Origin of the sequence: Bradyrhizobium sp. USDA 4538 (genome assembly GCF_024171045.1) — a bacterium.
Lineage (GTDB): Bacteria > Pseudomonadota > Alphaproteobacteria > Rhizobiales > Xanthobacteraceae > Bradyrhizobium > Bradyrhizobium australafricanum.
Genome location: NZ_JALJZE010000001.1, coordinates 4,225,910 through 4,252,485, shown reverse-complemented (window position 1 = coordinate 4,252,485; position 26,576 = coordinate 4,225,910). Strand labels below are relative to the sequence as shown.

The 26,576-nt window shown below is 65.2% G+C and carries 24 protein-coding genes and 1 tRNA gene; 12 read left to right on the top strand and 13 right to left on the bottom strand.

From position 1 onward, the window contains the following. Positions 1-32: 32 nt before the first annotated feature. The 6 genes from J2R78_RS19130 to J2R78_RS19105 all read right to left on the bottom strand — a co-directional run bounded on the left by J2R78_RS19130 (position 33) and on the right by J2R78_RS19105 (position 7,053). On the bottom strand, positions 33-1,634 hold the full coding sequence (locus J2R78_RS19130) for a hypothetical protein (protein WP_253606158.1): 1,602 nt from the start codon (positions 1,632-1,634) through the stop codon (positions 33-35). After that, positions 1,634-2,380 carry an SDR family oxidoreductase gene (locus tag J2R78_RS19125; protein ID WP_253606156.1) on the bottom strand — a complete coding sequence of 249 codons (747 nt, stop codon included), beginning with the start codon at positions 2,378-2,380 and terminating at the stop codon, positions 1,634-1,636. Before J2R78_RS19125 ends, J2R78_RS19130 begins: the two co-directional genes overlap by 1 nt. Continuing rightward, the gene (locus J2R78_RS19120) at positions 2,380-3,735 is read right to left on the bottom strand and encodes an FAD-binding oxidoreductase (protein WP_253606154.1); all 1,356 of its coding nucleotides are present in this window, start codon (positions 3,733-3,735) and stop codon (positions 2,380-2,382) included. The genes J2R78_RS19125 and J2R78_RS19120 overlap by 1 nt, the downstream gene beginning before the upstream one ends. A 32-nt stretch (positions 3,736-3,767) precedes the next feature. Continuing rightward, positions 3,768-5,198, bottom strand: coding sequence for a UbiA family prenyltransferase (locus J2R78_RS19115; RefSeq protein ID WP_253606152.1), 1,431 nt, complete (start codon positions 5,196-5,198; stop codon positions 3,768-3,770). Positions 5,199-5,355: 157 nt separating this feature from the next. Continuing rightward, positions 5,356-5,432, bottom strand: a tRNA-Arg gene (locus J2R78_RS19110). 118 nt (positions 5,433-5,550) lie between these two features. Beyond that, on the bottom strand, positions 5,551-7,053 hold the full coding sequence (locus J2R78_RS19105) for an NAD(P)/FAD-dependent oxidoreductase (RefSeq protein ID WP_253606150.1): 1,503 nt from the start codon (positions 7,051-7,053) through the stop codon (positions 5,551-5,553). A gap of 84 nt (positions 7,054-7,137) precedes the next feature. Here J2R78_RS19105 and J2R78_RS19100 point away from each other — a divergent pair, with 84 nt between their 5' ends. From J2R78_RS19100 to J2R78_RS19090, 3 genes are all read left to right on the top strand, one after another. Continuing rightward, positions 7,138-7,788: a TetR/AcrR family transcriptional regulator gene (locus J2R78_RS19100; RefSeq protein WP_092083175.1), complete on the top strand. Its 651-nt coding sequence runs from the start codon at positions 7,138-7,140 to the stop codon at positions 7,786-7,788. 200 nt (positions 7,789-7,988) lie between these two features. Beyond that, a complete protein-coding gene (locus J2R78_RS19095) occupies positions 7,989-9,086 on the top strand; it encodes a hypothetical protein (RefSeq protein ID WP_057020156.1) in 1,098 nt (365 codons plus the stop codon). A gap of 197 nt (positions 9,087-9,283) precedes the next feature. Then, positions 9,284-9,949 (top strand): hypothetical protein, encoded by a 666-nt coding sequence (locus tag J2R78_RS19090; RefSeq protein ID WP_057020157.1) that lies wholly within the window; start codon positions 9,284-9,286, stop codon positions 9,947-9,949. A gap of 108 nt (positions 9,950-10,057) precedes the next feature. Here the strand turns inward: J2R78_RS19090 and J2R78_RS19085 are convergent, their stop codons facing one another. From J2R78_RS19085 to J2R78_RS19075, 3 genes are read right to left on the bottom strand one after another with little or no spacing between them, the layout of a single operon-like run. Continuing rightward, positions 10,058-10,480, bottom strand: coding sequence for a CAP domain-containing protein (locus J2R78_RS19085; RefSeq protein ID WP_253606148.1), 423 nt, complete (start codon positions 10,478-10,480; stop codon positions 10,058-10,060). Continuing rightward, complete coding sequence (locus J2R78_RS19080; protein WP_253606146.1) at positions 10,477-10,710, bottom strand: hypothetical protein; 234 nt, start codon at positions 10,708-10,710, stop codon at positions 10,477-10,479. The genes J2R78_RS19085 and J2R78_RS19080 overlap by 4 nt, the downstream gene beginning before the upstream one ends. A gap of 40 nt (positions 10,711-10,750) precedes the next feature. Continuing rightward, positions 10,751-11,773 (bottom strand): 2-dehydropantoate 2-reductase, encoded by a 1,023-nt coding sequence (locus J2R78_RS19075; RefSeq protein ID WP_253606144.1) that lies wholly within the window; start codon positions 11,771-11,773, stop codon positions 10,751-10,753. A gap of 151 nt (positions 11,774-11,924) precedes the next feature. Between J2R78_RS19075 and J2R78_RS19070 the strand changes: the two genes are divergently transcribed. Together J2R78_RS19070 and J2R78_RS19065 are read left to right on the top strand one after the other, a co-directional pair. Beyond that, positions 11,925-12,530, top strand: a complete 606-nt coding sequence (locus tag J2R78_RS19070) for a YidB family protein (protein ID WP_168858718.1) — start codon at positions 11,925-11,927, stop codon at positions 12,528-12,530. 36 nt (positions 12,531-12,566) lie between these two features. Continuing rightward, on the top strand, positions 12,567-12,845 hold the full coding sequence (locus J2R78_RS19065; protein WP_024582682.1) for a GlsB/YeaQ/YmgE family stress response membrane protein: 279 nt from the start codon (positions 12,567-12,569) through the stop codon (positions 12,843-12,845). 147 nt (positions 12,846-12,992) lie between these two features. Here the strand turns inward: J2R78_RS19065 and J2R78_RS19060 are convergent, their stop codons facing one another. Together J2R78_RS19060 and J2R78_RS19055 are read right to left on the bottom strand one after the other, a co-directional pair. Continuing rightward, the gene (locus J2R78_RS19060) at positions 12,993-13,775 is read right to left on the bottom strand and encodes an SDR family NAD(P)-dependent oxidoreductase (RefSeq protein WP_253606142.1); all 783 of its coding nucleotides are present in this window, start codon (positions 13,773-13,775) and stop codon (positions 12,993-12,995) included. 91 nt (positions 13,776-13,866) lie between these two features. Beyond that, complete coding sequence (locus J2R78_RS19055) at positions 13,867-14,628, bottom strand: N-acyl homoserine lactonase family protein (protein ID WP_253606140.1); 762 nt, start codon at positions 14,626-14,628, stop codon at positions 13,867-13,869. Between the two features lie 200 nt (positions 14,629-14,828). Between J2R78_RS19055 and J2R78_RS19050 the strand changes: the two genes are divergently transcribed. The 7 genes from J2R78_RS19050 to J2R78_RS19020 all read left to right on the top strand — a co-directional run bounded on the left by J2R78_RS19050 (position 14,829) and on the right by J2R78_RS19020 (position 23,067). Then, positions 14,829-16,457, top strand: coding sequence for an AMP-binding protein (locus J2R78_RS19050; protein ID WP_253606138.1), 1,629 nt, complete (start codon positions 14,829-14,831; stop codon positions 16,455-16,457). A gap of 15 nt (positions 16,458-16,472) precedes the next feature. Further along, the gene (locus J2R78_RS19045; RefSeq protein ID WP_253606136.1) at positions 16,473-17,690 is read left to right on the top strand and encodes an ABC transporter substrate-binding protein; all 1,218 of its coding nucleotides are present in this window, start codon (positions 16,473-16,475) and stop codon (positions 17,688-17,690) included. Positions 17,691-17,749: 59 nt separating this feature from the next. Beyond that, on the top strand, positions 17,750-18,883 hold the full coding sequence (locus J2R78_RS19040) for an NADH:flavin oxidoreductase/NADH oxidase (protein ID WP_253606134.1): 1,134 nt from the start codon (positions 17,750-17,752) through the stop codon (positions 18,881-18,883). A gap of 2 nt (positions 18,884-18,885) precedes the next feature. After that, on the top strand, positions 18,886-19,737 hold the full coding sequence (locus J2R78_RS19035; protein WP_057020165.1) for an IclR family transcriptional regulator: 852 nt from the start codon (positions 18,886-18,888) through the stop codon (positions 19,735-19,737). 230 nt (positions 19,738-19,967) lie between these two features. Next, positions 19,968-21,035, top strand: coding sequence for an acyl-CoA dehydrogenase family protein (locus tag J2R78_RS19030; protein WP_057020166.1), 1,068 nt, complete (start codon positions 19,968-19,970; stop codon positions 21,033-21,035). Between the two features lie 30 nt (positions 21,036-21,065). After that, on the top strand, positions 21,066-22,226 hold the full coding sequence (locus tag J2R78_RS19025; RefSeq protein WP_018269158.1) for an acyl-CoA dehydrogenase family protein: 1,161 nt from the start codon (positions 21,066-21,068) through the stop codon (positions 22,224-22,226). A 40-nt stretch (positions 22,227-22,266) separates the two neighbouring features. Then, a complete protein-coding gene (locus J2R78_RS19020) occupies positions 22,267-23,067 on the top strand; it encodes an enoyl-CoA hydratase/isomerase family protein (protein ID WP_253606132.1) in 801 nt (266 codons plus the stop codon). 167 nt (positions 23,068-23,234) lie between these two features. On the opposite strand, the gene J2R78_RS19015 is transcribed toward J2R78_RS19020, so the two are convergent. Both J2R78_RS19015 and J2R78_RS19010 read right to left on the bottom strand, forming a co-directional pair. Beyond that, positions 23,235-25,346 (bottom strand): acetate--CoA ligase family protein, encoded by a 2,112-nt coding sequence (locus J2R78_RS19015; protein WP_253606130.1) that lies wholly within the window; start codon positions 25,344-25,346, stop codon positions 23,235-23,237. 204 nt (positions 25,347-25,550) lie between these two features. Continuing rightward, on the bottom strand, positions 25,551-26,387 hold the full coding sequence (locus J2R78_RS19010; RefSeq protein ID WP_253605076.1) for an IS5 family transposase: 837 nt from the start codon (positions 26,385-26,387) through the stop codon (positions 25,551-25,553). Between the last annotated feature and the right edge of the window lie 189 nt (positions 26,388-26,576).

The window sequence follows — 26,576 nt, the reverse complement described above, 5'->3', positions numbered from 1 at the left end:
CACCTCGGCGCGCCCCCACGATCACGCAACGCTCACGGCGCCACCATTTCGAGACGATCGCGCGCCGGCAGGGTCGACGCGAAGGCCTTCAGGGCGCCGGCAACGAGCTGCGGCTCCGCGGCGGGCGTGACGTAGAAGCTTACGTCACCCCGCGCGCCGGTCACCGGAATCGTGTGCAGGATCGCGACCTTCCTCCAGCTCGCCGGCACGCCCTGCGCAAACCAGCTGTCGTAGATCATGGCGACGCCGACATGATGCTCGTCGGCGAGCGCGGCGATCTCGGCCGGGCCGTAACGGCCGGCGCGCTTCGCCTTGCGCACGCGCTCCGAACCGAGCCCCCACAGATCCAGGACAAAGTTCGGATTTCCCCAGGCAACGAGCCCAAGATCGTTCACGGCAACCGGCCGCCGGTAGAGCTGCTGGGCGAAGCGCCCCAACTGATAATGCTGCTCGTAGACGCCGCGCGAGGCAAACGGCGTCTCCAGGGCGGCGCTGACATAGCCCACGCTGGCAAAACCGGCCAGCCCGACGCTGGCGAGCGTCGCGGCGGTCCATTGCGGGACGCTCAAGACCGCTCGCGCGCGTGCAACCGCGTAGAACAGCGCCAGCACCGCAAGCGCAACGATGTAAACCTCATACCGGTAGAACCAGCCATATTGGCCAAAGCCGAGATGCGCAGCGATCGCGGCGAGCACCGTCGCACAGACGATCAGGGCGCCGCGGTCGGAGCGGAGCAGCGCCATGACGGCGGCGAGCGCAAGACCGAGCAGCATCAGCCTGAAGCCGGCGGGATCAGCGAAGCTGTCGCCGAGATTGCGGAGGATGGAGGCGATGACGCCGGTCCCTTCATAGCCGGATTCGGCGATGCGCGATTTGAGCAATACCGAACTCGGCAAAAGCGGGAGACCGAGCGAGGCCATTCGCGCGAAATACGCGGCGAACGCGCAGAGCGTGACGGCAGCGGCCGCGGCGGCAAAACGGCGCTGGCCGAGCAGGGCAAACCCCATCATCGCCGCGATGGCGAACGCGATTCCCTCGAAGCGAATCAGCGGCAGCAGCACCAGCGCCGCGAAGTGTATGACGGTCGGCGACCGTCCGCGCGCGGCTTCGGTCAGGCCGCCGAAAGTCGCGACCGTGGCCCAAACGTGAAGACTGTGCTCCATGCCGGTCATCGGCAGGGCGATCGCGCTTGACGAAAAAATGGCGAGCAACGCGACGAAAAACAGCAGCGGCTTCTCCCGGCCGGGGTCGAGCAGTTCAGCCGATTCAAGGATGCGCAGGAAAGCCACGACGGTCGCTGCCGCGGCCGCGGCATTGATCAGGAGCGGACCGAATGCGCCAAGACGCAGTGTCTCCGTCACCGCCAGCAGATAGGGCCAGATGATCGACGAGCTTGGCGACGAGACCTCGGACGCATTGACGCCGTAGCCGCCGGACCGGATGTGATCGGCGACGGCGAGGTGGATGTAGGGATCGTCGAGGGTGAAGATCAGCCGGCTGTCGCAGAGCGTGACGCTGAAGATCAGCGTCACCGCGAACAGCACGAGCCACAGCGATGCCGTCACGAGCGGGACGCTCGGCCGGATCGCGCTGGATCGCGGGAACGACGCGTGGTTGGCGGCGACGCCGGGCATCAGATACGCATCCGTTTGAAGATCGTCTCCGGCAGCGCGCAGATGATCGCCATCACCAGCCGGAAGCGGCGGGCCACATAGATCACGTCACGCGGCCTGCTCACATCGGCCCGGAAGATATCCTCCGCGACCCGATCCGGCTGCACCGTCAAGGGAGCCGGCAGCTTCATATGCGCCGTCATCCTGGTCCGCACGAATCCCGGCTTGACGGTGACGACACGAACCTTGCCCGCAAGCGCCAGGCGGTTGCGCAAGCCGGACAGGAATTGCGAGAAGCCGGCCTTGGCCGCGCCGTAGTAATAGTTCGAGGCCCGCCCGCGATCGCCGGCGACCGAGCTCACACCGACGATGGTGCCCGAACCGCGCGTCGCGAAGGCTTGCGCGAACAGTTCGAGCAGCAGCGCGGGCGCCTCGAAATTGGTGCGCATGATCTTCGTCGCTAGCTCGGGATCGGTCTCGGCACGCTGCTGATCGCCGAGCTCCCCGACAACGCATACGACGGTGTCGGGAGGTGGCGAAAGACCGGCGACGAAGCGGGCAAGCTGCCCGGTCTGCAGCACGTCGAGCGCGACAACCGAGGTGTCGGTACCGCTTCGCGTCTTGATGTCGTCCGCATTGCGCTGTGCCACCCCGATATCGCGGGCGGCGAGCATCACGCGCCATCCCTCCCTCGCATAGCGCAGCGCGGTCGCGTGCCCGATGTCCGAGCTGCCGCCAATCACCAGAATCGATTTTGTGCCGGTCATCAAATTCCAAGCCGTGCTGAAAGATGGGACACGAGGCGACTGTTCGCCCCGGTCTGCTGGCGGATGTTCCGCAAGGCCGCAAGGCCGGGATATCCGGATTCGAATGTCGCGCGGGACTGCCGCGCGTCCTTGGCGAGATAGAGCCGGCCGCCGGCATCGACCACCAGCGCGTCGAGCTGGTCAAGAAACCCGAACAGCGTGTCAGTCACGGGGAAGTCCATCGTCAGCGTGTAGCCGCGAAGTGGAAACGACATCGGCCCGCTGCCTTCGCCGAGCTGCTTGAGCACCGCGAGAAACGACGCATCGCCGCGCCGCGACACACGATCGAGAATTTCGGCGAAAACGCGGCGCGCGCGGTCGAGTGGGATCACGCATTGATATTGCACGAAGCCGCGCCGGCCGTAGATCCTGTTCCAGTCGGCGATCGCATCGAGCGGAAAGAAATACGGGTCCCAATGGACCAGCCGCGGCTTGCCCGGATGCGCGGCGCCGCGGCGGAAGTACAGCTCGTTGAACACCCGCATCGATGCGCGATTGAGTAGCCATCCCGGAAATTGCTCCGGGACCGCGAGCCGCGACGCGCGAAGCCTGGGAAACGTCTCGAGGCCGGGCCCCAGCATATCCTTGTCGCGCCGCGTGGCGTGCTCGGCCAGATAGACCAGCGACCGGCCAAGCGCCGCGCCGCGCGCGAGGCAGTCGATCCAGGCCACCGAATAGGTGGTCGATGCGCTGCTTTCCAGCTGATCGATCGCCTCGTCGAGATTGCCGGCGACGCGGGTGTCCTGACGCAGCCAGGCGGTCTCGATCGGCAGCAGTTGCAGCGTCGCGTCGAGGATCATGCCCGTCAGCCCCATGCCTCCCAGTGTCGCCGCGAACAGCGCGGCGTTTTCCGATCGCGAGCAGGTGACGATCTCGCCGCCAGGCAGCGCGAGGCGGAACGAATCGACGATGTTGCCGAAGCCGCCATCGCGATGATGGTTCTTGCCGTGAACGTCGGCCGCGATCGCGCCGCCGACCGTCACGAATTTCGTGCCGGGCACGACCTTAAGGAAGAAGCCGCGCGGCTCGAAAACGGCAAGGATGTCGGCGATGGTCACGCCGGATTCGACCGTCAATCGCGCGGTTGCGGCATCAAAGCTCCGCATCCGGTTCAGGCCGCGCGACGAAATCGTGGATTGCGTTCCGATCGCGGCATCGCCGTAGGCCCGCCCGGCCCCGCGCGCGACGACGCCGGACCGCGCAAGCAGGTGGTCCCGCGCGCCTGCGGGCGTCTGCGGCGCCAGCAGTTCGGACGACGCCCTGGGATAGTTGCCCCAGCCGGACAGGCCAATGCCGCCCGGACTGGAGGTCGACATCACAGCTCCTGGTAACGCAGCCGCCGGCATCGCTAGATGGCGGCGAGCATGATGGCGCCGATCGCGCCGAGCGCGACCCAGCTGACGCGATCCCTCAGCGCAAAGATGACCGGATCGTCGTCGATCAATCCGCGCTGCGCGAACAACATCACGCGGCCGATCCAGTACATCAATATCGGACAACCGACCCAGAGCAGTTGCGGATGGCTGTAAAGCGCGCGCACCGTATCGGACGAGATGTAGAGCGTGAAGATCACGACGGCGTTGAAGCCTGACGCGGCGGCGAGGATCGCGATCATCGATTTGTCCTCGACCTGGTAGCCGCGCGCCGCCAGCACGGCGCCGTCCGGCTGGCCGGCGAGCTCGATATAGCGCTTCACCAGCGCCAGCGACATGAAGATGAACAGCGAGAACGCAAGCAACCATTCCGACATCGGCACGCTGATCGCGACGGCGCCGCCGATCACGCGGACGGTGTAAAGCGTGGCGAGCACGACGACGTCGACGGTCGCGATGCGCTTGAGCCAGAACGAGTAGGAGGTGGTCAGCGCGAAATAGCCGAGCAGGACGCTGCCGAACTCGATCGATATCGACATTGCGATTGCAAATGCGGCGACCAGCGCCAGGGCCATCGCGCCGACGGCCCGCGATGCCGGGATGGCGCCGCTTGCGATCGGGCGGTTGCGCTTGGTCGGATGCGCGCGGTCGGCCTCGACGTCGAGAAGATCGTTCAGGATGTAGGCGCCCGACGCGCAGAGCGAGAATGCGATCACGGCAAGCAGCGACGTCGCCGCCGATCCCAATGCGAATTTGTGTGCGGTCAGCAGCGGCACCAGCACGAGGGCGTTCTTGGCGTATTGATGCACCCTGAACAGCTTCAGCCAGCTGCGCATACTGACGCGCATACTGACCCGCGCGGGCGCGGACGGCTCGGATCGAGCGGAGCGCGCGAGGCGCGATGCGGAATCGGGCAACGCGACCGCCGCGCTGCCGATATAGTCAAAGCCCTGCCGAAGCACGGGCGGCAGCTCTTCGCGCTGCGCCGGCGGCAATTGACGTTCCGGCGCGGCGGCCCAGGCGGTGAAGACGCCAAGATGCTGGGCAACCGCGCTGACGAACGGCTCGGGATAGGTTTCCGAGCAAAGGTAGACCGGGCGGCCTTCGCCCAGCACCTGCAGCAGGAACCTCATCGCGTCGTGGTCGAATTGCGCCCGAGACGGATCGAACCCCGATGGATCTGCACCATGCGCTGATCGCGGTTGCGACCCGAAGGAAGCGGTAATCGCCGCGGCGAAAGCGCGGAGGCGGCGGATCAGATCGGATGCGATATCGGCCGGGACGGAGCTTCCCCGCACCATGACCTCGTCGACATCGACGACGAGCGGCCGGCCTTTTGAACGCAGCGGATCGCGAAGGGCATCACCGCCCCCCTGCTCAACCCGTTCTGGAACGCTAGCTCGCATACGCGCGGTCTTCCGGTGCCCCCTCCCCATTGTCCCGGGCTTTCCCTAATTTGGGGTGAACTTGATCTCGGGTGAACTTGGGGGGAGCGAACGCCGGGCAGATCGCGCCGGAATGCGTGTTGAAAAGCCTCGCCGGCAGCGCGCGGTGAGCGAAAAATGGCGATCCCGGGAAGACTCGAACTTCCGACCTACGGTTTAGGAAACCGTCGCTCTATCCGGCTGAGCTACGGGACCGCACCGCCCGCAGCGAAGCATGCGGGCGTCGCCATCCCATAGCAGAGCTGCCGGGTGATCGCCAGCCCGCGCCACATCGGGCGCGGGCGAAGTTGCGCGGCGGTCGGCGCGTCGCGCGTTACGCCACCTGCCGGGCCGGATTCGAGGCGGCATCCGCGCTGGCCCGACGCGCCGGGAGAAACTCGATGGCTTCATCCTTCAGCGAGCCGAAGCGCAGCGTCACGATATCGAGTGCATAATTCTGGTAGAGCCGCCACGGCCGGCGCGAGCCCTGCTTGGGGAACCTGGCGGCGGCGCGCTGGATATAGCCCGATGAGAAATCCACCCAGGGCAATTCGGCGACATCAGGATCGTTCCGCCGCGGCGTGACCTGCGCGTAGCCATGCGCCTTCATGTGGTTGAGCATGCGGCAGACATATTCGCAGGTCAGGTCACATTTCAGCGTCCAGGACGCGTTGGTGTAGCCGAAGGCGGCGGCGAGGTTCGGCACGCCGCTATACATCAGCCCCTTGTAGTTCATGGTCTTCGACAGATCGACTCGCGCGCCGTCGACATTGATCTCGAGTCCGCCGAGCACCTGCAGATCGAGGCCGGTCGCGGTCACCACGATGTCGGCGTCGAGCACATTGCCGCTCTTGAGCTTGATGCCGCCGGGCGTGAAGGTCTCGATCTGATCGGTGACGACGGACGATCCACCGTTGCGCAGCGATTGGAAGAGATCGCCGTTCGGCACCAGGCAAAGCCGCTGGTCCCACGGATTGTAGCGCGGCGTGAAATGGGTTGCGACATCGTAGTCGGGGCCGAGCGCGTGGCGCACGCCGCCGAGGATCAGCTTCTTCACGCGCTCCGGATCGCGCTTGCAGAGCCGGTAGAAATACATGCCGAACAGCACGTTCTTCCAGCGGGTGAGGCCGTAGGCGAGTTTCGCGGGCAGCCGCGCGCGCAGCCAGTTGGCGACCTTGTCCTCGTCCGGACGCGCCACGACATAGGTCGGCGAACGCTGCAGCATCGTGACATGGGCGGCGGTCTTGGCCATCTCCGGCACCAGCGTCACCGCGGTCGCGCCGCTGCCGATCACCACCACCTTCTTGGCGGCATAGTCGATGTCGTCGGTCCATTTCTGCGGATGGACGACGCGGCCGGCGAAATCGGCGATGCCGGGGAAGTCGGGCGTGTAGCCGTGTTCATATTTGTAGTAGCCGCTGCACATGAACAGGAAGCTGCAGGTGAAGCGCTCGATCGTCTTCTCCGGCCCGCGCTCGACCTCGACCGTCCATTGCGAGTCGGCGGACGACCAGTCGGCGCGCACGACGCGATGGTTGAAGCGGATGTTCTTGTCGATGCCGTAGACGCGCGCGGTCTCGCGCACATAGTTCAGGATCGACGGGCCATCGGCGATCGCCTTCGGCTCGGTCCACGGCCGGAACGAATAGCCGAGCGTGTACATGTCGGAGTCGGAGCGGATGCCGGGATAGCGGAACAGGTCCCAGGTGCCGCCGATGCAGTCGCGGCCTTCAAGAATGGCGTAGCTGCGGTCAGGGCAGTTGGCCTGCAAATGGTAGCCGGCGCCGATGCCCGACAGTCCCGCGCCCACGATCAACACGTCGAAATGAACGGACACGCCCTGACCCTCCCGTGTCAGTATTGACAATACATATTGTCAGATAACTTGACATCTGACAATGCCTCGTGTCAATACACTTTCATGGCAAGCAGCCGGAAAGCCCGCCTCTATGGCGGTATGGACGCCGAGGAACGCCGCGCCGAGCGGCGGCTCAAGCTGATCGACGCGGCGATCGAGGTCTATGGCGAGGTCGGCTATCGCGGCGCCACCGTGAAGGCGATCTGCGAGGCGGCCGAGCTGACCGAGCGCTATTTCTACGAGTCCTTTGCGAACAGCGAGGCTCTGCTGATCGCCGCTTACGGCCATGTCGTCGGCCACCTGCACGAGGAAATGACCGCGGCCGCTGCAGCCGCAGGCGACGATGCCGAGATGAGGCTGCGCGCGGCGCTGACGCTCTATTTCACGCGGCTGAAGCAGCACCCGAAGCCCGCCCGGGTCTTTCTGCTGGAAATTTCAGGCATCAGTCCGGCGGTCGATGCCGTCAAGCTCGACGCCTTGCGCGTCTTCAGCGACATCCTGGTGCCGCCGGCGCTCGACCCGAAGCGCAGCGGCAAGGGCGCGGCCGCCTCGCTGCTCTCGGTCGGCATGGTGGGCGCCGTCATCTCGATCGCGCTGCGCTGGGTGTCGAAGCAATATCCGCAGGCCGTGGAAGAGGTCGTCGCGATCGCCGCCAGCTTCTGCCGCGTGGCGCTGACCGAGGCCGGCCACCGTGAGGATGGTCACTTATCGTAGCGGCCGGATCGCACCGGCCAGCGGGACCCGCCGATTTTCGATCATGTTTCGCCAGCGCTTGCGGACCCGACCCCTAGCCTGTCGCTGATTTAACTTGCATATCGGGCCCCTGGGTTTTCTTATGCCCGGTACCGGGCGCAACGAGGTGCAGCCTGTTTCGCCTGACAGAACAACGCTGTTTGCATCGGCGGAGCTGAATTTTGGTCGATCTGCACAGGCTTGACGATGTGACCGCGCGCCTCGGCGATGTGGTTCTCGATCCCTCGACCTGGCCGTCCTTCATGGACGAGGTCTGCGCCGCCGTCGGCGCGACCGGCGCTGCGATGCTTCAGAGCGATATCCGCACTGAAGACATTCCGCGCACGGACTCGATCACCGAGTATTTCACCAAGACCTACTTCCCGCACAATCTTCACCTCACCGACATCCGCGCGGCCCGCGGCGTGCCGCTGATGCATGCTGGCGTCGATGTCATCACCGATGCGGATCTGTTCGAATCCGAAACCGAGATGCTGCGCGATCCGCTCTACGCCACGCTCGGCGAGTTCGGACTGAAATGGTTCGCGGCGATCGGCTTCCACTCCGGCCCGGCGTTGTGGGCACTGACGATCCAGCGTTCGCCCAGGGAAGGCTTGTTCGACGCCGACGAGATCAAGGCGCTGCAAAGGGTGTCGGCGCCGCTCACGGAAGCCGCGACGCTCTCCGCCGTCGTCGGCCGCTCCGCACTCTCGGGCATCACCGGCGCGCTCGATCTGATCCAGGTCGCTGCGATTGCCGTCGGCCGCTTCGGTACCATCATCGGCATGAACAGCCAGGCGGAACGCTGCCTCGGCTACGACCTTGCGATCCGCAACAATCGCCTCACCCTGCTCGACCGACAGGCCAATGCCGATCTGACCAGGCTGATCGATCAGTTGGCCCACAGCTCGGACCTGCACCCATTGCCGTCGTCGCCGATCGTGGTGCGCAGGATCGACAAGCGGCCGATCGTGATCCAGATCCAACCGGTGCCTCCGGCGGCGCGCTCGCCGTTCCTCGGGGCGCGCGCGATCCTGTTGATCCGCGATCTCGAAGGCAGCGCCGCGTTCGATCAGGCGCTGCTGGCGGCGACGTTCGAGCTGACGCCGGCGCAGGCACGCCTCGCCGCGCGGCTTGCGCGCGGCGATTCGGTCGAAGCGGCCGCGCAGGCAGCCGGCGTTGCCCTTGCCACCGCGCGCAATCAGCTCAAGACGATCTTCCAGAAGACCGGCACCCACCGGCAGGCGGAACTGGTTGCGTTGCTGCACAGGGTGAAGTGAACGATTAAAGGCGAATTGTTCTGATCTCCGGCCCGGCCCGTTCCGATGAGATTCTTCAATTATTCCAATCGCGAAGGCTGTGTTCCATCAGCCGCGGCAACATTCCACAGGTCAGGAAAATCGTCGGGTTCCCGGGTGACAAGTGTCACTAAAATGGCGACAATCTGCTCACTCTGTGTCGTTCGGGTTTGGTCTCAATGTCCGTGATGCCGTCACGATCATCGACGTTGGCTGTTGCCGCTTTCGCCGTCGCTTGCGTGCTGGCGCCGATGAGCGCGCACGCGCAATGGTGGCGCGGTGGACCGAAGGACTTCGAGGACTGCGCCGACCTCGCCGAGAAGGCGAAGACCAGGGAAGACAAAACCGCGCAACTCGCCGATTGCAACGCCAAGTTCGCCGGCCGTCGCAAGCCTGGCGGTGGCTACACCTATTACGACTTCATGCAGGACCGCAGCTTCGACATCGCGGGTCCCAATCCGACGCCGGACGAGCAGAAGAAGATCGACCAGGAATATACCGGCTATCTCGAGCAACAGCGCCGCTCGCGTATCGTCGCGGCGTTCAATGCGAAACAGCTCGAGCGGCAGGAGACACAGCCGGTGCGTCCGCCGCAGGTCCAGCAGGCGTCGTTGCACAATGAGCCGGTGCGCAGTGAGACTGCGAAGGTCCCCGTCCCTGCTGCAAGGCCGGTCAAGCCGCGGGGCGCTGCCGTCCCCATTCCCGAGCCGCGGCCGCGAGCAAGCAACTGCGTGAAGGGTACGTTCTCCTGCGAATGGCCGCGGCTTTCCGAGGGATTGGACGGCCTGAAGAAGCTGTTCACGCCGACACCGCCGCCACCGACCAAGGTTGCGAAGCGAAACTGACGGTTCGCTTAGTCATTCTGGGGCTCGCGCAAGCGAGAACCCGGAATCTCTCTGCCGTCGAGATTCCGGGTTCGTCGCTTCGCTCCGCCCCGGAATGACACCGCAGGCTCAATCGGTAATCACCATCGCCCAGAACCTGCGGTACGGCGACTTCGGATTGTCGACGAAGGCGACGCCGACGCGCTTGGCGCCCGGCATCAGCAGGTTCTCGCGATGGCCCGGCGAATTCTCCCACTGCTTCAGCATCTCGGCGAACGCGATGAAGCCGGCGCCGATATTCTCGGCGGCGCGCTGCTTCTTGAGCGGCGCGATGCGCGTGAAGAAGCTGCCGCCCGCGGAGTGGCTGACGGATCCGGTCGCCGACATCGCCTGCGCCTGCTTCAGCGCCATCGCGTTCAGCTTCGCGTCGAGCTTCACCGCGGGCATGCGGTTGGCACGCCGGTAGGCGCTGATCGAGCCGGCATAGTCGGCGGCGCCTGCGGCCGTGGCGAAGCCAAACACGAAGGTAAGCGCGAGGAACAGCAGCTTCATCTGAGGTCGTCTCTGTGATGGATCAGTGCGCGCGGGTGCGCTTGTGGTGCCGGGGTGCGACCGAATTTGTGCGCAGGCGTGGCCGCTCGGCTGGCTGCTGCGGCCGCCGCGCGTTGCTCCTGCAAGCGCGCATCATAGCCAGGCGACGGTGTCACGGTCGGCGGCGCCGCGCGGACCGGGCCGGCCGCGAGCGCAACAAGCGTGAACAGCATGATGCTGGACCGTTTCATGATGTCATCTCCTCTGTTGTTCGATCGACGTGGCGGACGATCATCGGCGTTCATGGTCGCCGCCATCGCGGATCTGTTCGGGCGTTAGCCCCGGCGAGCCCTTGCCGTCCGCCTCCGCCTTCCGGATCAGCGCGATGACGCGGCGCGACAATGGCGCCTCGAGCCCGCGGCGATCCGCGATCGCGGTAATCACGCCCTGCAAATAGTCGACCTCAGTGCGGCGGCCGCGCTGCAGATCCTCCCACATCGAGGAGCGCGCCTCGGGATCGATCTTCATGGTGCGGCCGAGCAGCATGTCGAACAGCGCATCGGGCAGCCGCAGCAAAGGCGGCATCCAGTTCGACGGCAGCGGCGTCGGCGACACCGGCGCAATGCCTTCGGCGCGCACCGCGGCCAGGCCCTCGGCCATCTGATCGGCAAGCAGTCGTCGCCAGCCGCGCTGCGCGAGCTGTTGCCGCAGCGGAATATTGGACAGCGCATTGAGCGCATTGTTGAGATTGACGATCAGCTTGCCCCACTGCACGCCGTCGATATCGCCGGTGGGCTTGATCGCAAGGCCCGGCACCGACAGCCGCGCCGCGGTGCCCGCGTCATCCTGCGCGATGACGATGTCGCCGGAGGTCGAGCGATGGAAGCGGCCGTCGCCGAGCGCGACCACGTTGAACGGCACCATGCCGCCGAGCACCCTGCGGCCCGGCAGACGGTCGCGCAGCAGCGGCACATTGCCGACGCCATTCTGCAGGCTGATCACCGCGGCATCGCCAGGCGCGTGGCGCGCGATCGCATCGGCCATCGCAGCGGTATCGGCGCTCTTCACCGTCACCAGCACGGTCTGAACGTCGGACAAGATCGACGGATCGTCGGACACAATGAGCCGGTCCGCGGATACCGTCCGCTCGGAGCCGTCAAAGCTGCTGACCCGCAAGCCGTTGCCTGCGATCTCCTGGATCAGCCGCGGCCGCGCCAGCAGCACGACACGGCACCCCGCAGCCGCGAGCGTGCCGCCGACGAAGCAGCCGATGCTTCCCGCGCCCGCAATGCCAATCGGCCGGTCCTGGTTCATCTGGCCAAACGTCCATTCATCATTGGCTCGATAGCAGACCTTGGGTTGCCTGCCTATTTCGACGCACCGCGGTCCGGGTGGCCCGCCTTGTAACCGTCATGGGCGGAAGCTATGTTTCCCGCTCGGGGCACGGTTGCGGCAGGAGACGATCATGGGTTTACTCGACGTACTCAACGGCATGCAGAACGGCCCGCGCGGTCCGAGCGCGCCAAGCACCTCATCCGACAGTTCGAGCGGCGGCGGAATGTCGCCGATGACGATGGCTATCCTCGCGCTGCTCGCCTGGAAGGCGGTCAAGCATTTCTCCGGCGGCCAGGCGGACGCGAGCGCCCCTGAGCCGAAGCCGGCGCAGGCGCCGCCGCTTCCTCCCGGCAACGTCACCGCAGGCCTGCCCGGCGGCGCAGGCGGTGGCGGGCTCAGCGATCTGCTCAAGGGCGGCCTTGGCGGCCTGCTCGCCGGCGGCGCAGCCGGCACCGTGCTCAGCGGCGGCCTCGGCGATCTGCTCAACCAGCTGCAGCAGAAGGGCCATGGCGACGCGGCCAATTCCTGGGTCAGCAACGGTCCCAACAAGCAGATCGCGCCCGGCGATCTCGCCAACGCGCTCGGCGCCGACCAGATCAACTCGCTGGCATCGCAGAGCGGCCTCTCGCGCGACGAACTGCTGCAGGGCCTCAGCCAATATCTGCCCGACGCGATCAATCACCTGACGCCGGACGGCCGGCTGCCAAGCGGCGACGAGTTGCACCGCAGGCTCTGACGGTAGCGTTGATTCCATCTGAGGAGGACGACAGTCATGGGCGGCATCATCTGGGTCATCATCGTCGGCTTTGTCGCGGGGATCATCGCGCGATTCCTGTCGCCGGGACCGAACAATCCAAGCGGCTTCATTCTCACCACCGTGCTCGGCATCGCCGGCGCGTTTCTTGCGACCTTCATCGGCCAGGCGATCGGCCATTACGGTCCCGAACAAGGTGCCGGCTTCATCACCGCCACGATCGGCGCTCTGGTGGTGCTGTTCATCTGGAATCGGCTGGTCGCGGCGCGCGTGATCCCGGATATCGGAAACAGGTGACGCCGTAGGCGTCATCCAAAACGGTCATTCCGGGGCTCGCGAAGCGAGAACCCGGAATGACCGAATAACCGCAAAGCCTGTCTCAAAATGCAAATGCCCGGGCCTCGCCCGGGCATTTTCGTTTCGGCAAACCGCTCCGCAGCCGTGTCACTGAATCAGATGCATGCCGGCGTCCATGCGGACGAACTCACCGGTCATGTTGCTCGACACCGGGCTCGCCAGGAAGCAGACCAGGTTGGCGATGTCCTCGGCCGTCGAGGCGACCTTCAGCGGCACGCGCGCGATCACGGTATCGCGCACCTGTTTCGCCTGCGCCTCCCCGCGTCCCTTGGTGAACCAGGGCGTATCGATATAACCCGGACACACCGTGTTGACGCGGATCAACGGCGCCAGCGCGCGCGCCAGCGACTGCGTCATGGTGTTGAGCGCGCCCTTGCTCGCGGCATAGGCGACCGACGAACCACCGCCGGAAATGCCTGCAACCGAGGAGACGTTGACCACAGCCGACGGACGGCTAGATGCCTTCGCGCCGGCTTCGAGCAGCGCGCGCGCGGCACGAACCATCTGGAACGGGCCGATGGTGTTGACGGCATAGATGCGCTGGAAATCTTCCGCGGTCAGGCCGTCGAGATCGTGATGCGGCACGTGCTTGGTGGTGCCCGCATTGTTGACGAGCACGTCGAGGCGGCCCCAGCCCTGCGCGGCGGCTGCGATCTTCTTGCAGTCCTCATCGCGCGAGACGTCGCCCTGCACCACCAGCACCTCGGCGCCCTGCTTGCGGCAGACTTCCGCGGTCGCCTCGGCTTCCGCCTTGCTGTTGGAATAGTTGATAATGAGGCGCGCGCCCTGCGTGGCGAGGATTTGCGCGGTGGCGGCGCCGAGTCCCGATGCCGATCCCGTCACGATCGCGCACAAACCATCCTTGGACATCTGCATTTTCCTTGTTGTTGTGAGCCAGATGAACTCCGGCGGCGGCACACCATATCGCGTGGAACGACATCTGCAAGCCGCGCCCAAATCCTCACGTATAGGCGTTCAGCCCCTTTTGCAGGCTGGCCCACTGCGCCTCGTCATGGCCGCAGATGATCTTGACGCCGGACGCCTCGAGCCTGGCGATCTCGTCGAGCGACTTCAGGAACTGGTCGACGTCAAGGCTGTTCCTCGGCGAGGTCCGCTGGTCGAGATTGGCGCGCACACTGAGCGCGTCGGAGGCGAGCAGGAATTCGCCGCTGTTGTCGAGCCTGACCAGCGCGCCGGTCGTTCCCTTCGAGTGTCCGGGCAGCGGGACCAGCGTCAGCTTGCCGTCGCCGAACACGTCCATCTGCTCATCGAAGATCTCCATCTTCAGCGGATGATCCCAATCCGCCTTGAGGTATCCGCGATCGAACGCGTTATCGGCATTCGCGGCCTCGATCTCGAGCGCGTGGACGAAGATCGTCGCCTTCTTGAAGAAGGCGTTGCAGCCGCAATGGTCGGTGTGCAGGTGGGAGCAGATCACCACGTCGATATCGTCGGCGCCGAGGCCAACGGCCTTCAGGCTCGTCAGCACATGATCATCCGCCGGCATGATCGGGCGCATGTATTTGGCGAGCGTGCCGAGCCGCCCTTCAGGATCGGTCGCGACATCGGGATGGCATCCGGTGTCGAACAGCACATTGCCCTGCGCATGCCGCAACAGCACGCAGGCGACCGGAAGCTCAATCATCTCGCCGCGCGCCGCATCGGGCAGATAGGTCCGCTTCGACATCTGGAGACGGCCGCCCGACAACATATGCATCTTCATCTCGTTACCTCCGCTTTTGGCTTCAAACTACATATGAGTTTTATGGAAACTTATAATGGATTTGACAGCATATTATTCGTCCTTATAGCTTCCGCGCAACGTCGCGATCGCATGACAAATGCGCTCAACGAAGCACCCGGCTCTTTCGGATCGGCATCGTTGGCATCGATCAGCGGCCGTCAAAGGGAAGTTTCGCCACGATGTACACCGTGTTCAGCACGTTCGCTGCGACATCCGATGCGGCAGCATTCAAACCCTTTCTCTGCATTCCCGCGCGTGCTGACCGCGCATACTTTCCCGATGGTATCGAACTGTCCTATGGCGACATTGCGCGGCAGGTCTGCGCATTGCGCGATCAGTACCGCGCAGCAGGCTTCGGCCACGGACACCGCGCCTGCCTGCTGCTGGAGAACCGCCCCGATTTCATCGTGCATTGGCTGGCGTTCAACGGCATCGGCGTCTCGATCGTTCCGATCAACCCGGCCTATCGCGCGGCGGAAATCGAGTACCTGATCGCGCATGCCGAACCCGACCTGATCGTCACGCTGGCCGATCAGAAGGAATTGCAGAAGGCGCTGACCGGCGACGTTCCGCTGCTCACCGTCTCCGGTGACGATCTCGGCGCCAGCGTCGAGAAAGTGCCGCCGGCCAGGCGGCCAGCACCGCGCGCCGGCGAGCCGGGAAGCGAGACCGAGGCTGCGCTGCTCTACACGTCAGGCACGACGGCGCGTCCGAAGGGATGCATCCTGACCAATGAATACGTGGTCTCGACCGGCCGCTGGTACGTCAGCCACGGCGGCGAGGCGACGTATCATGCCGGAACGGAGCGCCTCTACAGCCCGCTGCCGCTGTTCCACATGGCCGGCCTGACGCTGACCCCGATCGCGATGGTCTTGACCGGCGGCTGCCTGATCCTGCCGGAACGCTTCAACGCGAAATTTGCCTGGCACGACATCGTCGCAGGCCGCGCCAGCGTGCTGCATTATCTCGGCGTGATCGTCGCGGCCCTGCTGGCGCAGCCGGAGACGCCGGACGAGAAGGCCCATGCGCTGCGCTTCTCGATGGGCGTCGGCGCCAATCCCGAGCAGCGCGCGCGGGCCCGCGAGCGCTTCGGCATCCCCTTCGTCGAAGGCTGGGGCATGACGGAGACCGGGCGCAGTCCGTTCAACACGGTCGAGCCGCGCCATCTCGAGACCAACACCATCGGCCGCAGCGTACCGGGGCTCGAAATGACGATCCTCGATGCCGACGGCAATGCGCTGCCGGCAGGCGCGGTCGGCGAACTCTGCGTGCGCCACTCGGAAGCGACGCCGCGGCGCGGCTTGTTCTCCGGCTATCTGAAAGACCCCGAGGCCACCGAGCAGGCCTGGCGCAGCGGCTGGTTTCACACCGGCGACAGCGCCTGGCAGCACGAGGACGGCGCCTTCGTGTTCGTCGACCGGCTGAAGCATCTCGTTCGGCGCGCCGGCGAAAACATCTCGGCGGCGGAGGTCGAGGCCGTGCTGACGACGTCGCCTCTGGTCAAGCAGGCGGCGGTCGTCGCCGCGCGCGATCCGATCCGCGACGAGGAAGTTGCGGCCTTCATCGTGATCAACGACGGCACCGATGCTTCACGCGTGCTCGCGCAGGACATCTTCCGCTTCTGCCGCGAACGCCTGGCGGCGTTCAAGCTGCCGGCGTGGATCGCTTTCGTCGCCGAGTTGCCGCTGACCTCGACCAACAAGATCCAGAAGCACGTGCTGCTCGGCGCGGACAGGGATCCGCAGTCGCATCCGGGCATGATCGACCTGCGGCAAGACAAGATCAACGCCATAAGGCAATCGAACTAGAGGAAACCAAGGACAATGACATCGAGATACGGATGGATCGCCGCGAGCGCTGCAATCCTCTCAGTCGCCTTCGCCGCCGCGCCATCCCACGCGCAGATTTCCGACGACGCGGTGAAGATCGGCGTGCTGACCGATCAGGCCGGACTCTACGCCGACGCCGCCGGCCCCGGAGCGGTCGAAGCGGTCCGGATGGCGATCGCGGATTTCGGCGGCAAGGTGCTGGGCAAGCCGATCGCGATGGTCGATGCCGACCATCAGAACAAGGCGGACACCGGCGCCGGCATCGCGCGGCGCTGGTATGAGCAGGAGAATGTCGACGTCATCGTCGATTTCGCCAATTCCGCCGTCGCCTTCGCCGTGCTCGAGCTCACCAAGCAGAAGAACAAGGCGATGCTGGTGTCGTCGGCCGGCTCCTCCGATCTGACCGGAAAGGGCTGCTCGGCGAATTCGGTGCAGTGGACCTACAACACCTATGCGCTCGCCAACAGCACGGTTCGGGCGCTGGCCAAGTCGGGCGCGAAGAGCTGGTACTTCGTCACGGTCGACTACGCCTTCGGCCACGCCCTGCGCAACGACGCGGCCAGGACCGTGGAGAAGGTCGGCGGCAGCATCGCCGGCGAGGTGCGGCATCCGCTCAACAGCATGGATTTCTCGTCCTATCTGCTGCAGGCCCAGAGCTCGAAGGCTGACGTGATCGCCTTTGCCAACACCGGCGGCGATCTCGCCAACTCGATCCGGCAGGCGCAGGAATTCGGGATGGCACACACGCAGAAGCTCGCGGCCTTCCTGATGCAGACCAGCGACATCCACGCGATCGGCTTGCAGGCCGCCCAGGGGCTGCAGCTCGCGACCGCCTTCTATTGGGATCTCGACGACAAGACCCGCGACTTTGCCGCGCGCTTCATGGCCAGGACCAAGAAGCGGCCGACCATGGTGCAGGCCGGTCTCTATTCCGCGGTCATGAACTATCTCAAGGCGGTGGAGAAATCCGGCACCGACGACGGCCCCAAGGTGATCGCGCAGATGAAGGACATGCCGATCGATGACTTCTTTGCCCGCAACGCATTCCTGCGCGAGGACGGCCAGCTGATCCACGACATGTATCTCGTGCAGGTGAAGTCGCCGGCCGAATCGAAGGGTGCCTGGGACTACGAGAAGCTGGTTCAGGTGATCCCGGGCAAGGAGGCGTTCGCGACGCCGGAGGAGAGCGCCTGTCCGCTGCTGAAGAAATGATCGCTCTGACGAAACTCGCAAGTCACAGGCAAGAAACCACAGGCAAGGCTGGACATCCCATGACTGAGCTGCCGCTGCTGTTTACCCCACTGCAATTGCGCGATCTCGAACTGAAGAACCGGATCATGGTCTCGCCGATGGCGACCTATTCGGCGCGGGAGGGGCGCGCCACCGATTGGCACACCGCGCATATCGGCAAGCTCGCCGCCGGCGGCGCCGGCCTCGTGTTCGTCGAGCAGAGCTCGGTGAACACCCAGGGGCGCATCACCCATGGATGCCTCGGCATCTGGGACGATGCGCACATCGCGGACCACGCCGCCCTCGCCGCGCTGATCCACAGCTTCAACGCCAAGGCCGCGATCCAGATCGCACATGGCGGCCGGAAAGGCTCCTCGCAGCGGCCGTGGGAAGGCGGCAACCCGCTCGGCGAAGCTGACATCAAGGCACGCGGCGAAGGCCCATGGCAGATCGCGGCCTCGAGCGGCATTCCCTTCGATGACGGCTGGCCGGCACCGCAGATGATGACTTCAGAGCAGATCGATGCCCTGGTGGACGACTATCGCCAGGCATTTCGTCGCGCCAGGGCGGCCGGCTATGACGTCATCGAGCTGCACTGCGCGCACGGCTATCTGATGCACTCGTTCCTGTCGCCGCTGGCGAACAACCGCAACGACGAGTATGGCGGGTCGCGCGAGAACCGCATGCGCCTGCCGCTGCGGATCGCGGCGATCATGCGCGAGGAGTGGCCCAGCCATCTGCCGGCCTTCGTCCGCATCTCGTCGGTCGACGGCGTCGACATCGGCTGGTCGATCGAGGACTCGATCGCGTTTGCGGCGGAGCTGAAGGCGATCGGGATCGACATGGTGGACTGCTCGTCGGGCGGCATGAAGCTACCGCGCGGCAATTCGCTGGTGTCGCGCACCCCGGGCTTCCAGGTGCCGTTCGCCGAGCGCATCCAGAAGGAAGTCGGCATGCCGACGGTGGCGGTCGGGCTGATCCGCGAACCGGACTACGCCGAAGCCATTTTGCGGGACGGCAAGGCGACGCTTATTGCACTCGGCCGCGAACTGCTGTGGAATCCGAACTGGCCCGCGCAGACGGCACTTGCGCTCGGATGCGATCCGGAGTGGACGAGTTGGCCGGAGCAATATGGCTGGTGGCTGAAGCGGCGGGTGGCGCAGCAGGGACGATAGCGATGCCGGTGGCGAAGAAGGATGTAGCGAAGGCCGGCGCGGCTGCCGGCGCGCGGTCTTTCGACGGCCCCGATTTCCCCGGCGACACCTCGCGCGACCTGCCGAAGATGGACAATGCAGTCAAGTCGGCGCGGCGCGTGTTCGACGTGCTCGAATTCTTCGAAGAGCACCAGCGCGCCGCCTCCGCGATCGAAGTCGCGGCCGCGCTCAAGTTCCCGCAATCCAGCACCTCGGCGTTGATGCGGACGATGACGGCGTTCGGCTATCTCCACTATGACACCAGCCGCCGCACCTATATCCCGACGCCGCGGATCTCGATGCTGGGGCACTGGCTGAGCCCGGCGTTGTTCACGAAGGGACGCCTGGTCAATCTGATGGAAGAGCTCTCCGCGCGGACCGGAGAGACCATCATGCTCGCGGTGCGCAACGGGCTCAGCGCGCAGTATGTCCATATCATTCAGGCCAAGCTGCCGATGCGGCTGTATGTCAAGGCCGGAACGCTGCGGCCGCTGGCGCGATCCGCGTCGGGTTACGCGCTGCTGTCGGCCTATCCGGACAAGGAGGTGCGCCGCCTGGTGCGCCTGATCAACGCCAACGAGAGCCGGCCCGATCGTCAGGTCGACATCAAGGCGCTGCTGCTTGAACTGAAGAAGGTCCGCGCCAAGGGGCACGCCTTCTCGCTCGGCCTGGTCACGCCGGGCGCGGGCGCCGTCGCCATGAACCTGCCGCCGATTGCGGAATCGAACGAACCGCTGGTGCTGTGCGTGGCCGGATTGAACGACGCGCTGGTCACCCAGGAGACCGAGTTCGCCGACCTGATGCGGAAGGCAATCGAGTTTCATCTGGCGGACTGAACTTATGTCGGCGGCCGGTTTGCGCGTGTGCGTGGCATACAAACGGGGACAATCGAAAGTTCACTATGCGGAATTCATGCGCCAAGTCCGGCTTCATGCCATCCGCGCAAGTGGCCCTGCGGGCAGCGCTTGTCACGGCTATGGCTTTTCCGCATCATTGAGCGCAAGACAACATCGCAAGCAGGGCATGGCCGAACAGCCAGCCCGAGCCAATCAACACGAGGAACGCTGTGGCGGAGAGTGAAAACATCGTCGCCGAGACCGCGGAAAAGATTTTCGCCGATCTCGCGGATGCCCAAACCATCAATCACGACAAGCAGGGCGCATGGAAGGCGCCGCTGTGGCAGGCGCTGACCGAAGCCGGCCTGCCGCTGTCCTGGGTGCCCGACGATCTCGGCGGTTCCGGCGCCAGCCTCGCCGAAGGATTCAGCGTCCTCAACGTCGCTGGGCGGCATGCGATCGCTGTTCCGCTGGCCGAAACAATGCTGGCCGGCTGGCTGCTGACGCAAGCCAGGATCGCCTCTCCCGAAGGCGAGATGACCGTGCTGCCGGCAAGCCCGAAGGACCGCGTGACGCTCAACGCCGACGGCTCGCTCTCCGGCCGCGCCCGCGGCGTGCCGTTCGCCAAGGACGCAAAACATTTCGCGGTGCTGGCTGAAGGCAATGGCGGCGTGTCGATCGCGCTGATCGATGCAGCGAAGTGCCGGATCGAATCCGGCATCGGGCTCGGCGGCGATCACAACGACATTGTCACGCTCGACAAGGTGCAGCCGGTCACGACCAGGCCGGCGCCGAAGGGTTTTGACCAGTCCACGCTGATGCTGATGGGCGGCGTGGTGCGCAGCCTGCAGATCGCCGGCGCGCTGGAAGCGATGCTCGACATCTCGGTGCGCTATTCCAATGAGCGCATCGCCTTCGAGAAGAAAATCTCGAAATTCCAGGCGGTGCAGCACAACCTCGCGCGTCTCGCCGGCGAAAACGCCGCGGCACTGGCCGCTGCGACCTCGGCGGCGGACACGATCGTGAACGCCAAGTCGCTGGACACTGATGCGGTGTTCCTGGAAGCCGCAGCGGCCAAGGTCCGCTGCTCGGAAGCGGCGGAGAAGGGCAGCGGCATCGCGCATCAGGTGCATGGCGCGATCGGCTTCACCATCGAGCACATCCTGCACCGCTATTCGCTGCGGGCGCTGGCCTGGCGCGACGATTTCGGCTCGGAGAGCTACTGGGCGGTCGAGCTCGGCAAGCTCGTCGCGAATCGTGGCGCCGATGAATTGTGGCCGCTGGTGGCTTCGCGCTGAGATCAGGCAGAAAGATCAGGACTGGACATCATGACTGCAGCCCTTCGTTTCGATCCGATCCGCCTGCCGGAAAAATGCGAGCAGCTCCGCAAGGAGGTGCGCGCCTTCCTCGCCGAGGAAATCGCCGCCGGCACCTTCGATCCCCACGCGCCGAACCGCGAGGACAATGACGCGCCGGAATTCTCCCGTCGCGTCGGCGCCAAGGGCTGGCTCGGCATGACCTGGCCGAAGAAATACGGCGGCCAGGAGCGCTCGTTCCTCGAGCGTTATGTGGTGACCGAGGAGATGCGGGTGGCGAACGCGCCGACCCGGCGCTTCTTCGTCGCCGACCGCCAGAGCGGGCCGGTGCTGCTGAAATACGCGCCCGAGCACATCAAGATGGACATCCTGCCGCGCATCTGCCGCGGCGAGGTCTGCTTCGCCATCGGCATGAGCGAACCGAACTCCGGCTCCGATTTGTTCGCGGCGAAGACCCGTGCAACCAAGACCGACGGCGGCTATCTGATCAACGGCACCAAGATCTGGACCTCGTCGGCGCACATTGCCGACTACATGATCGCGATTTTCCGCACCTCGCCGCCGACCAAGGAAAACCGCCGCCACGGCCTGACCCAGTTCCTGGTCAAGATGAAGCAGCCGGGCATCCAGGTGAATCCGATCGGCCAGATCACCGGCCAGTTCGAGTTCAACGAGGTCGTGTTCACCGACTACTTCGTGCCCGACGATCACGTGCTGGGCGAGGTCGATGGCGCCTGGAAGCAGGCGACGTCGGAGCTCGCCTATGAGCGAAGTGGTCCCGAGCGGTTTCTCGAGACCTATTACGTGCTCACCGAGCTCGTGCGCGCGGTCGGTAAGAACCCGGACACCCGCAGCGCCGAGGGCATCGGCCGCCTGGTGGCGCAGGTTCACACCATGCGCCGCATGTCGGTATCGGTCGCCGGCATGCTGCAGGCCGGCAAGGAGCCGGTGGTGGAGGCCTCGATCGTCAAGGACATCGGCACGGTGTGGGAGCAGCAGCTGCCGCATCGCGTGCGCGATCTCGCCGCGTTCGTCGAGGAGACCGCGACCAACCGCGAGACGCTGGAAAAGCAGCTCGATTTCGCCATCAAGACCGCGCCCAAGCTGACGATCCAGGGCGGCACCACGGAAGTGCTGCGCGGCATCATCGCCCGCGGACTTGGTCTGCGCTAGCCGCGCGGGCTCGCCTGCGCTAATTCAACGAGGACAGATCATGACCAAGTACACTGATATCGGCGTCGAAACCCACGGCCATGTCGGCCTGATCGAAATCCGAAAACCCCCGCTGAACTTCTTCGACGTCGCGCTGATCAACCAGATCGCCGACGCGCTGGAGGAGTTCGACAACAATATCGAGATCCGCGCCTCGGTGCTCGCAGCCCAGGGCAAGGCGTTCTGCGCCGGCGCCAATTTCGGTGATCCCGCCCGCCAGGAGCAGGAGGAACGCGCCAAGAGCGATCCGGCCTCGAACCTGCCGATCAACCATCTCTACGTTCAGGCGGTGCGCATCTTCCGCAACAAGAAGTCGATCGTCGCGGCGATCCATGGCGCCGCGATCGGCGGCGGCCTCGGCCTTGCCGTCTCCGCCGACTTCCGCGTCGCGTGCCCCGAGGCACGCTTTTCGGCCAACTTCACCAAGCTCGGCTTCCATCCGGGCTTCGGCCTGACCGCAACGCTGCCGGAACTGATCGGCAAGAACAATGCCGAGCTGATGTTCTACACCAGCCGCCGCGTCACCGGCGAAGAGGCCTATCGCTGGGGCCTCGCCAATGTGCTGGTGCCGCAGGATCAGGTGCGGGCGGAAGCGATGAAACTCGCGCAGGAGATCGCCGAATGCTCGCCGCTCGGCCTGGTCTCGACCCGCGCCACCATGCGCGCCAACCTCGCCGACCGCGTGCTCGCCGCGACCAACCATGAGCTCGCCGAGCAGACCAAGCTGCGCGCGACCGAAGACTTCAAGGAAGGCGTCAAGGCCACCGCCGAGCGCCGCGTCGCCAACTTCAAGGGGCGGTAGCTGCAAGCGCCGCTCTCTCCACGGGTCGTCCCGGCCTAGTGCGCAATTGCGCACGGGAGCCGGGACCTATACGCCGCGGCCCGTGGAAAGGGCACAAGCGGCGTCGGCTCCTCTTACAACTCACTTCGGTGGTTATGGGTCCCGGCCTTCGCCGGGACGACACCGAGTTATTTCGGCACCACCAGCGCATCGACGATCGTGACGCCCTGCCCCTCCGGGTGCACCAGCACCGGATTGACCTCAATCTCGGCGATTTCGTTCGCGTGCTGCGCCGCCAGCACCGAAATCTGCGAGATCAACCGCGCCAGTGCCGCGACATCGGCCTTCGGCGCGCCGCGGAAGCCGTGCAGCAGCGGCGCGGCCTTCAGCGTCTCAAGCATCGTGCTCGCTTCAGCCGGGCTCACCGGCGCGGGGCGATAGACCACGTCCTTGAACAGTTCGGTAGTGATGCCGCCGAGCCCCACCATCACCATCGGCCCGAAGGTCGCGTCCGTCATGGTGCCGACGATGATCTCGACGCCCTTCCTGGCCATCGGCCCGACCAGCACGCCCTGGATTTCAGCGCCCGGCCGCTGCTTCTGCACCGTCTCCAGCATGTCGCGATAGGCCGTGAATGCCGCGCCCTTGGCGGCGATGTTGACGCGGACGCCGCCGACCTCGCTCTTGTGCGCGATCGCGGGCGACTGGATCTTCATGACCAGTGGAAATCCGGCGCGCTCGATCGCAGCGTCGAGCCCGTCGCGGTCGGTCACCAGCACCTCATCCGGCAGCGCAATGCCGGCCGCGCGCAGCAGCGATTTGCTGTCATATTCCGACAACGTCTTCGACGTGAGATGCATGGAGAGATCGTGCGCCGGCGACGCTGATGCCGAGATCTCCGGCGCGGGCTTGAAGGCGGCATAGTCCGCCAGCCGCCGCATCGCGACGCCGACATGGGTTAGCCCCGACAGCACCACCACGCCCGACTTCGCCAGTTCCTGCCGCGCGAATTGCGACGGCAGCGTGTAGGAATAGAACACCACCGGCTTGTTCTGCGCGGCGATCAACGGCTTCAGCTCGGCTTCCTTGAACGGCATCCGCGTCTCGCTCGACAGCGACAGCACGACCAGCGTCGCGTCCACTTCATCAGACGTGTCGAACAGCTCGATGCTCTTCTGCAGTCCGCCGGATGACACGCCCTGCGCGGTCACGTCGACCGGATTGCCCGCCGCTCCGTAGGACGGCATCCATTGCTTGATCTGGCTCTGGATCGCGGCTGAAAGCTCCGGCACGCGCAGGCCCTGCATCGAGACGGTATCGGCGCCCCAGATGCCGGCGCCACCTGACACCGTCAGCACCGCGACGCGATCGCCCTTCGGCAGCGGATTGGTGGTCAGAACCGCGGCAATGGTCACGGCCTCGTCGAGGTCGTTGGAGACGATGAAGCCGTATTTCGCGAACACCGCGTCATAGGCCGCCGACCAGCCGGCCATGCTCGCGGTGTGCGAGGCCGCCGCGCGCTCGCCAGCGCCGGAGCGGCCCACTTTAGTTACGATGACGGGCTTTTTGAGCTCTGCCGCGCGCTTCGCCGCCGCCAAGAACTTGTCGACGTCGCGGATACCCTCGATGAACAGCAGGATCACGTCGGTCGAGGCATCCTGCACCATGTAGTCGAGGAACTCGCCGGCGCCGAGATCGCTCTCATTGCCGGCGCTGACGACATAGCTGAGCGCGACGCCGAGCGCCTTGGCGCGATGATAGATCGCAAAGCCGATGCCGCCGCTCTGCGCGACGATGCCGATCCGCCGCTTGCCGGCGATCAGATCGGGCGCATCCGGCTTGACGTCGACGGTCGGGCTGAAGGTCGCGGCGACCTTCTGCGCCTGGCTGTAAAACCCTTCCGCGTTCGGCCCACTGATCCGCATCCCGGTCCGCTTCGCCAGCGCGACGATCGCATCCTGCATGTCAGCGCTGTCGCCGCCTTCCTCGGCAAAGCCGGACGAGATGATGACGGCGTTCTTCACGCCGGTGGCGGCACACTGCTCCAGCGCCGGCAGCACCGCACGGGCGGGAATGACGATAACGGCAAGATCGATCGGCGCGCCGATCTCGGCGACCGACTTGAAGCATTTCAGCCCGTCGATCTCGTCATAGTTCGGATTGATCGGATAGAGCGCGCCGGGATAGCCGTTCTTGCGCAGCATCGCGAGCAGCCGCCCGGGAATCTTCTCATGATCGCGCGAGGCGCCGATCAGCGCGATGCTTTTTGGGGCGAAGAAGGTATCGAGCGGATGCGGCATGGGGAGCGTGTTCCCGATTGTTGTTGTTGCTCTTGACGATATTGGATCACCGCCGCCGGCTCAACCGCTCTCCCCGCAAGCACCAATCGTTCACCGTCACCCTGAGGTGCGAGCGAAGAGAGCCTCGAAGGGTGCACGGCCACCAGCCGGGCCGTGCACCCTTCGAGACGCGCGTTCCGCGCTCCTCAGAGTCTGACTCATAAGTCACCCAACCTTACCAGCAGCGGCAAGTCTGCGGGTCAGGAGCCTGATGTGTGCAATCAGCAGCCAGGCAGCTTCGGTTGCCACCGTCGCCTCGAAGTCCTTGGCGAGGCGGCGGCATCTGCCGAACCAAGCGAATGTGCGTTCAACCACCCACCGCCTCGGCAGAAGCTGGAAGCCTTTGACGCCTTGAGGCCGCTCGACGATCTCGACAGTCCATGGACCGCAGTCTGAGAGCGCGTCGAGGAGTTGATTTCCGCGGTAGATCCGGTCGGCAAAGACGTGGCGCAGCCGGGGGAAGTTCATCCGCACGTTCTTCAGCAGCGGTACGGCGCCATGGCAGTCCTGAACGTTGGCCGGATGAACATGAACCCCGAGGAGGAGGCCATTGGTATCCGTCACGATATGCCGCTTGCGGCCGTAGATGCGCTTGCCTGCATCGTAGCCGCGCGGTCCGCCAGCTTGGGTGGTCGGCGCACTTTGACTGTCGATCACGGCTGCCGTCGGCTTCGGTGTCCGTCCAAGCTTTTTTCGCGCCCGTCGGACAAGCACGCTGACAATCCTCTGCCACCGGCCTGTATCCCGCCATCTATAAAAATAGCCCTGCACCGTCGAATAGGGCGGGAACTCCTGCGGCAACGCCCGCCACTGGCAGCCGGTCGAAACGATATAGAGGATCGCTTCGATCACACGACGCAGCTCCGTCTTACGCGGCCGGCCGCGCCGGTTCGCTCGCGGCAACAGGCGTCTGATCAGCGCCCACTCCGCATCGGTCATATCGCTTGCATAACGCAGATCGTCCCGCCGATATTGCTCCCGAGTGATCTTGGTCCAGGGCATCGTGCTCTCCCTCGAATCTCTGCAAATCCGATGGAATCACACCCCACTGAGATCACTCACTCATTTTTCAGTCAGGCTCTCAGGATGACGGGAGAAAGATGCGTAGCGCGGATGCAACGGAGCGCAATCCGGGGTCGGTCTACCCGCGGAGAGCACAGTCCCGGATTTCGCTCTGCTCCATCCGGGCTA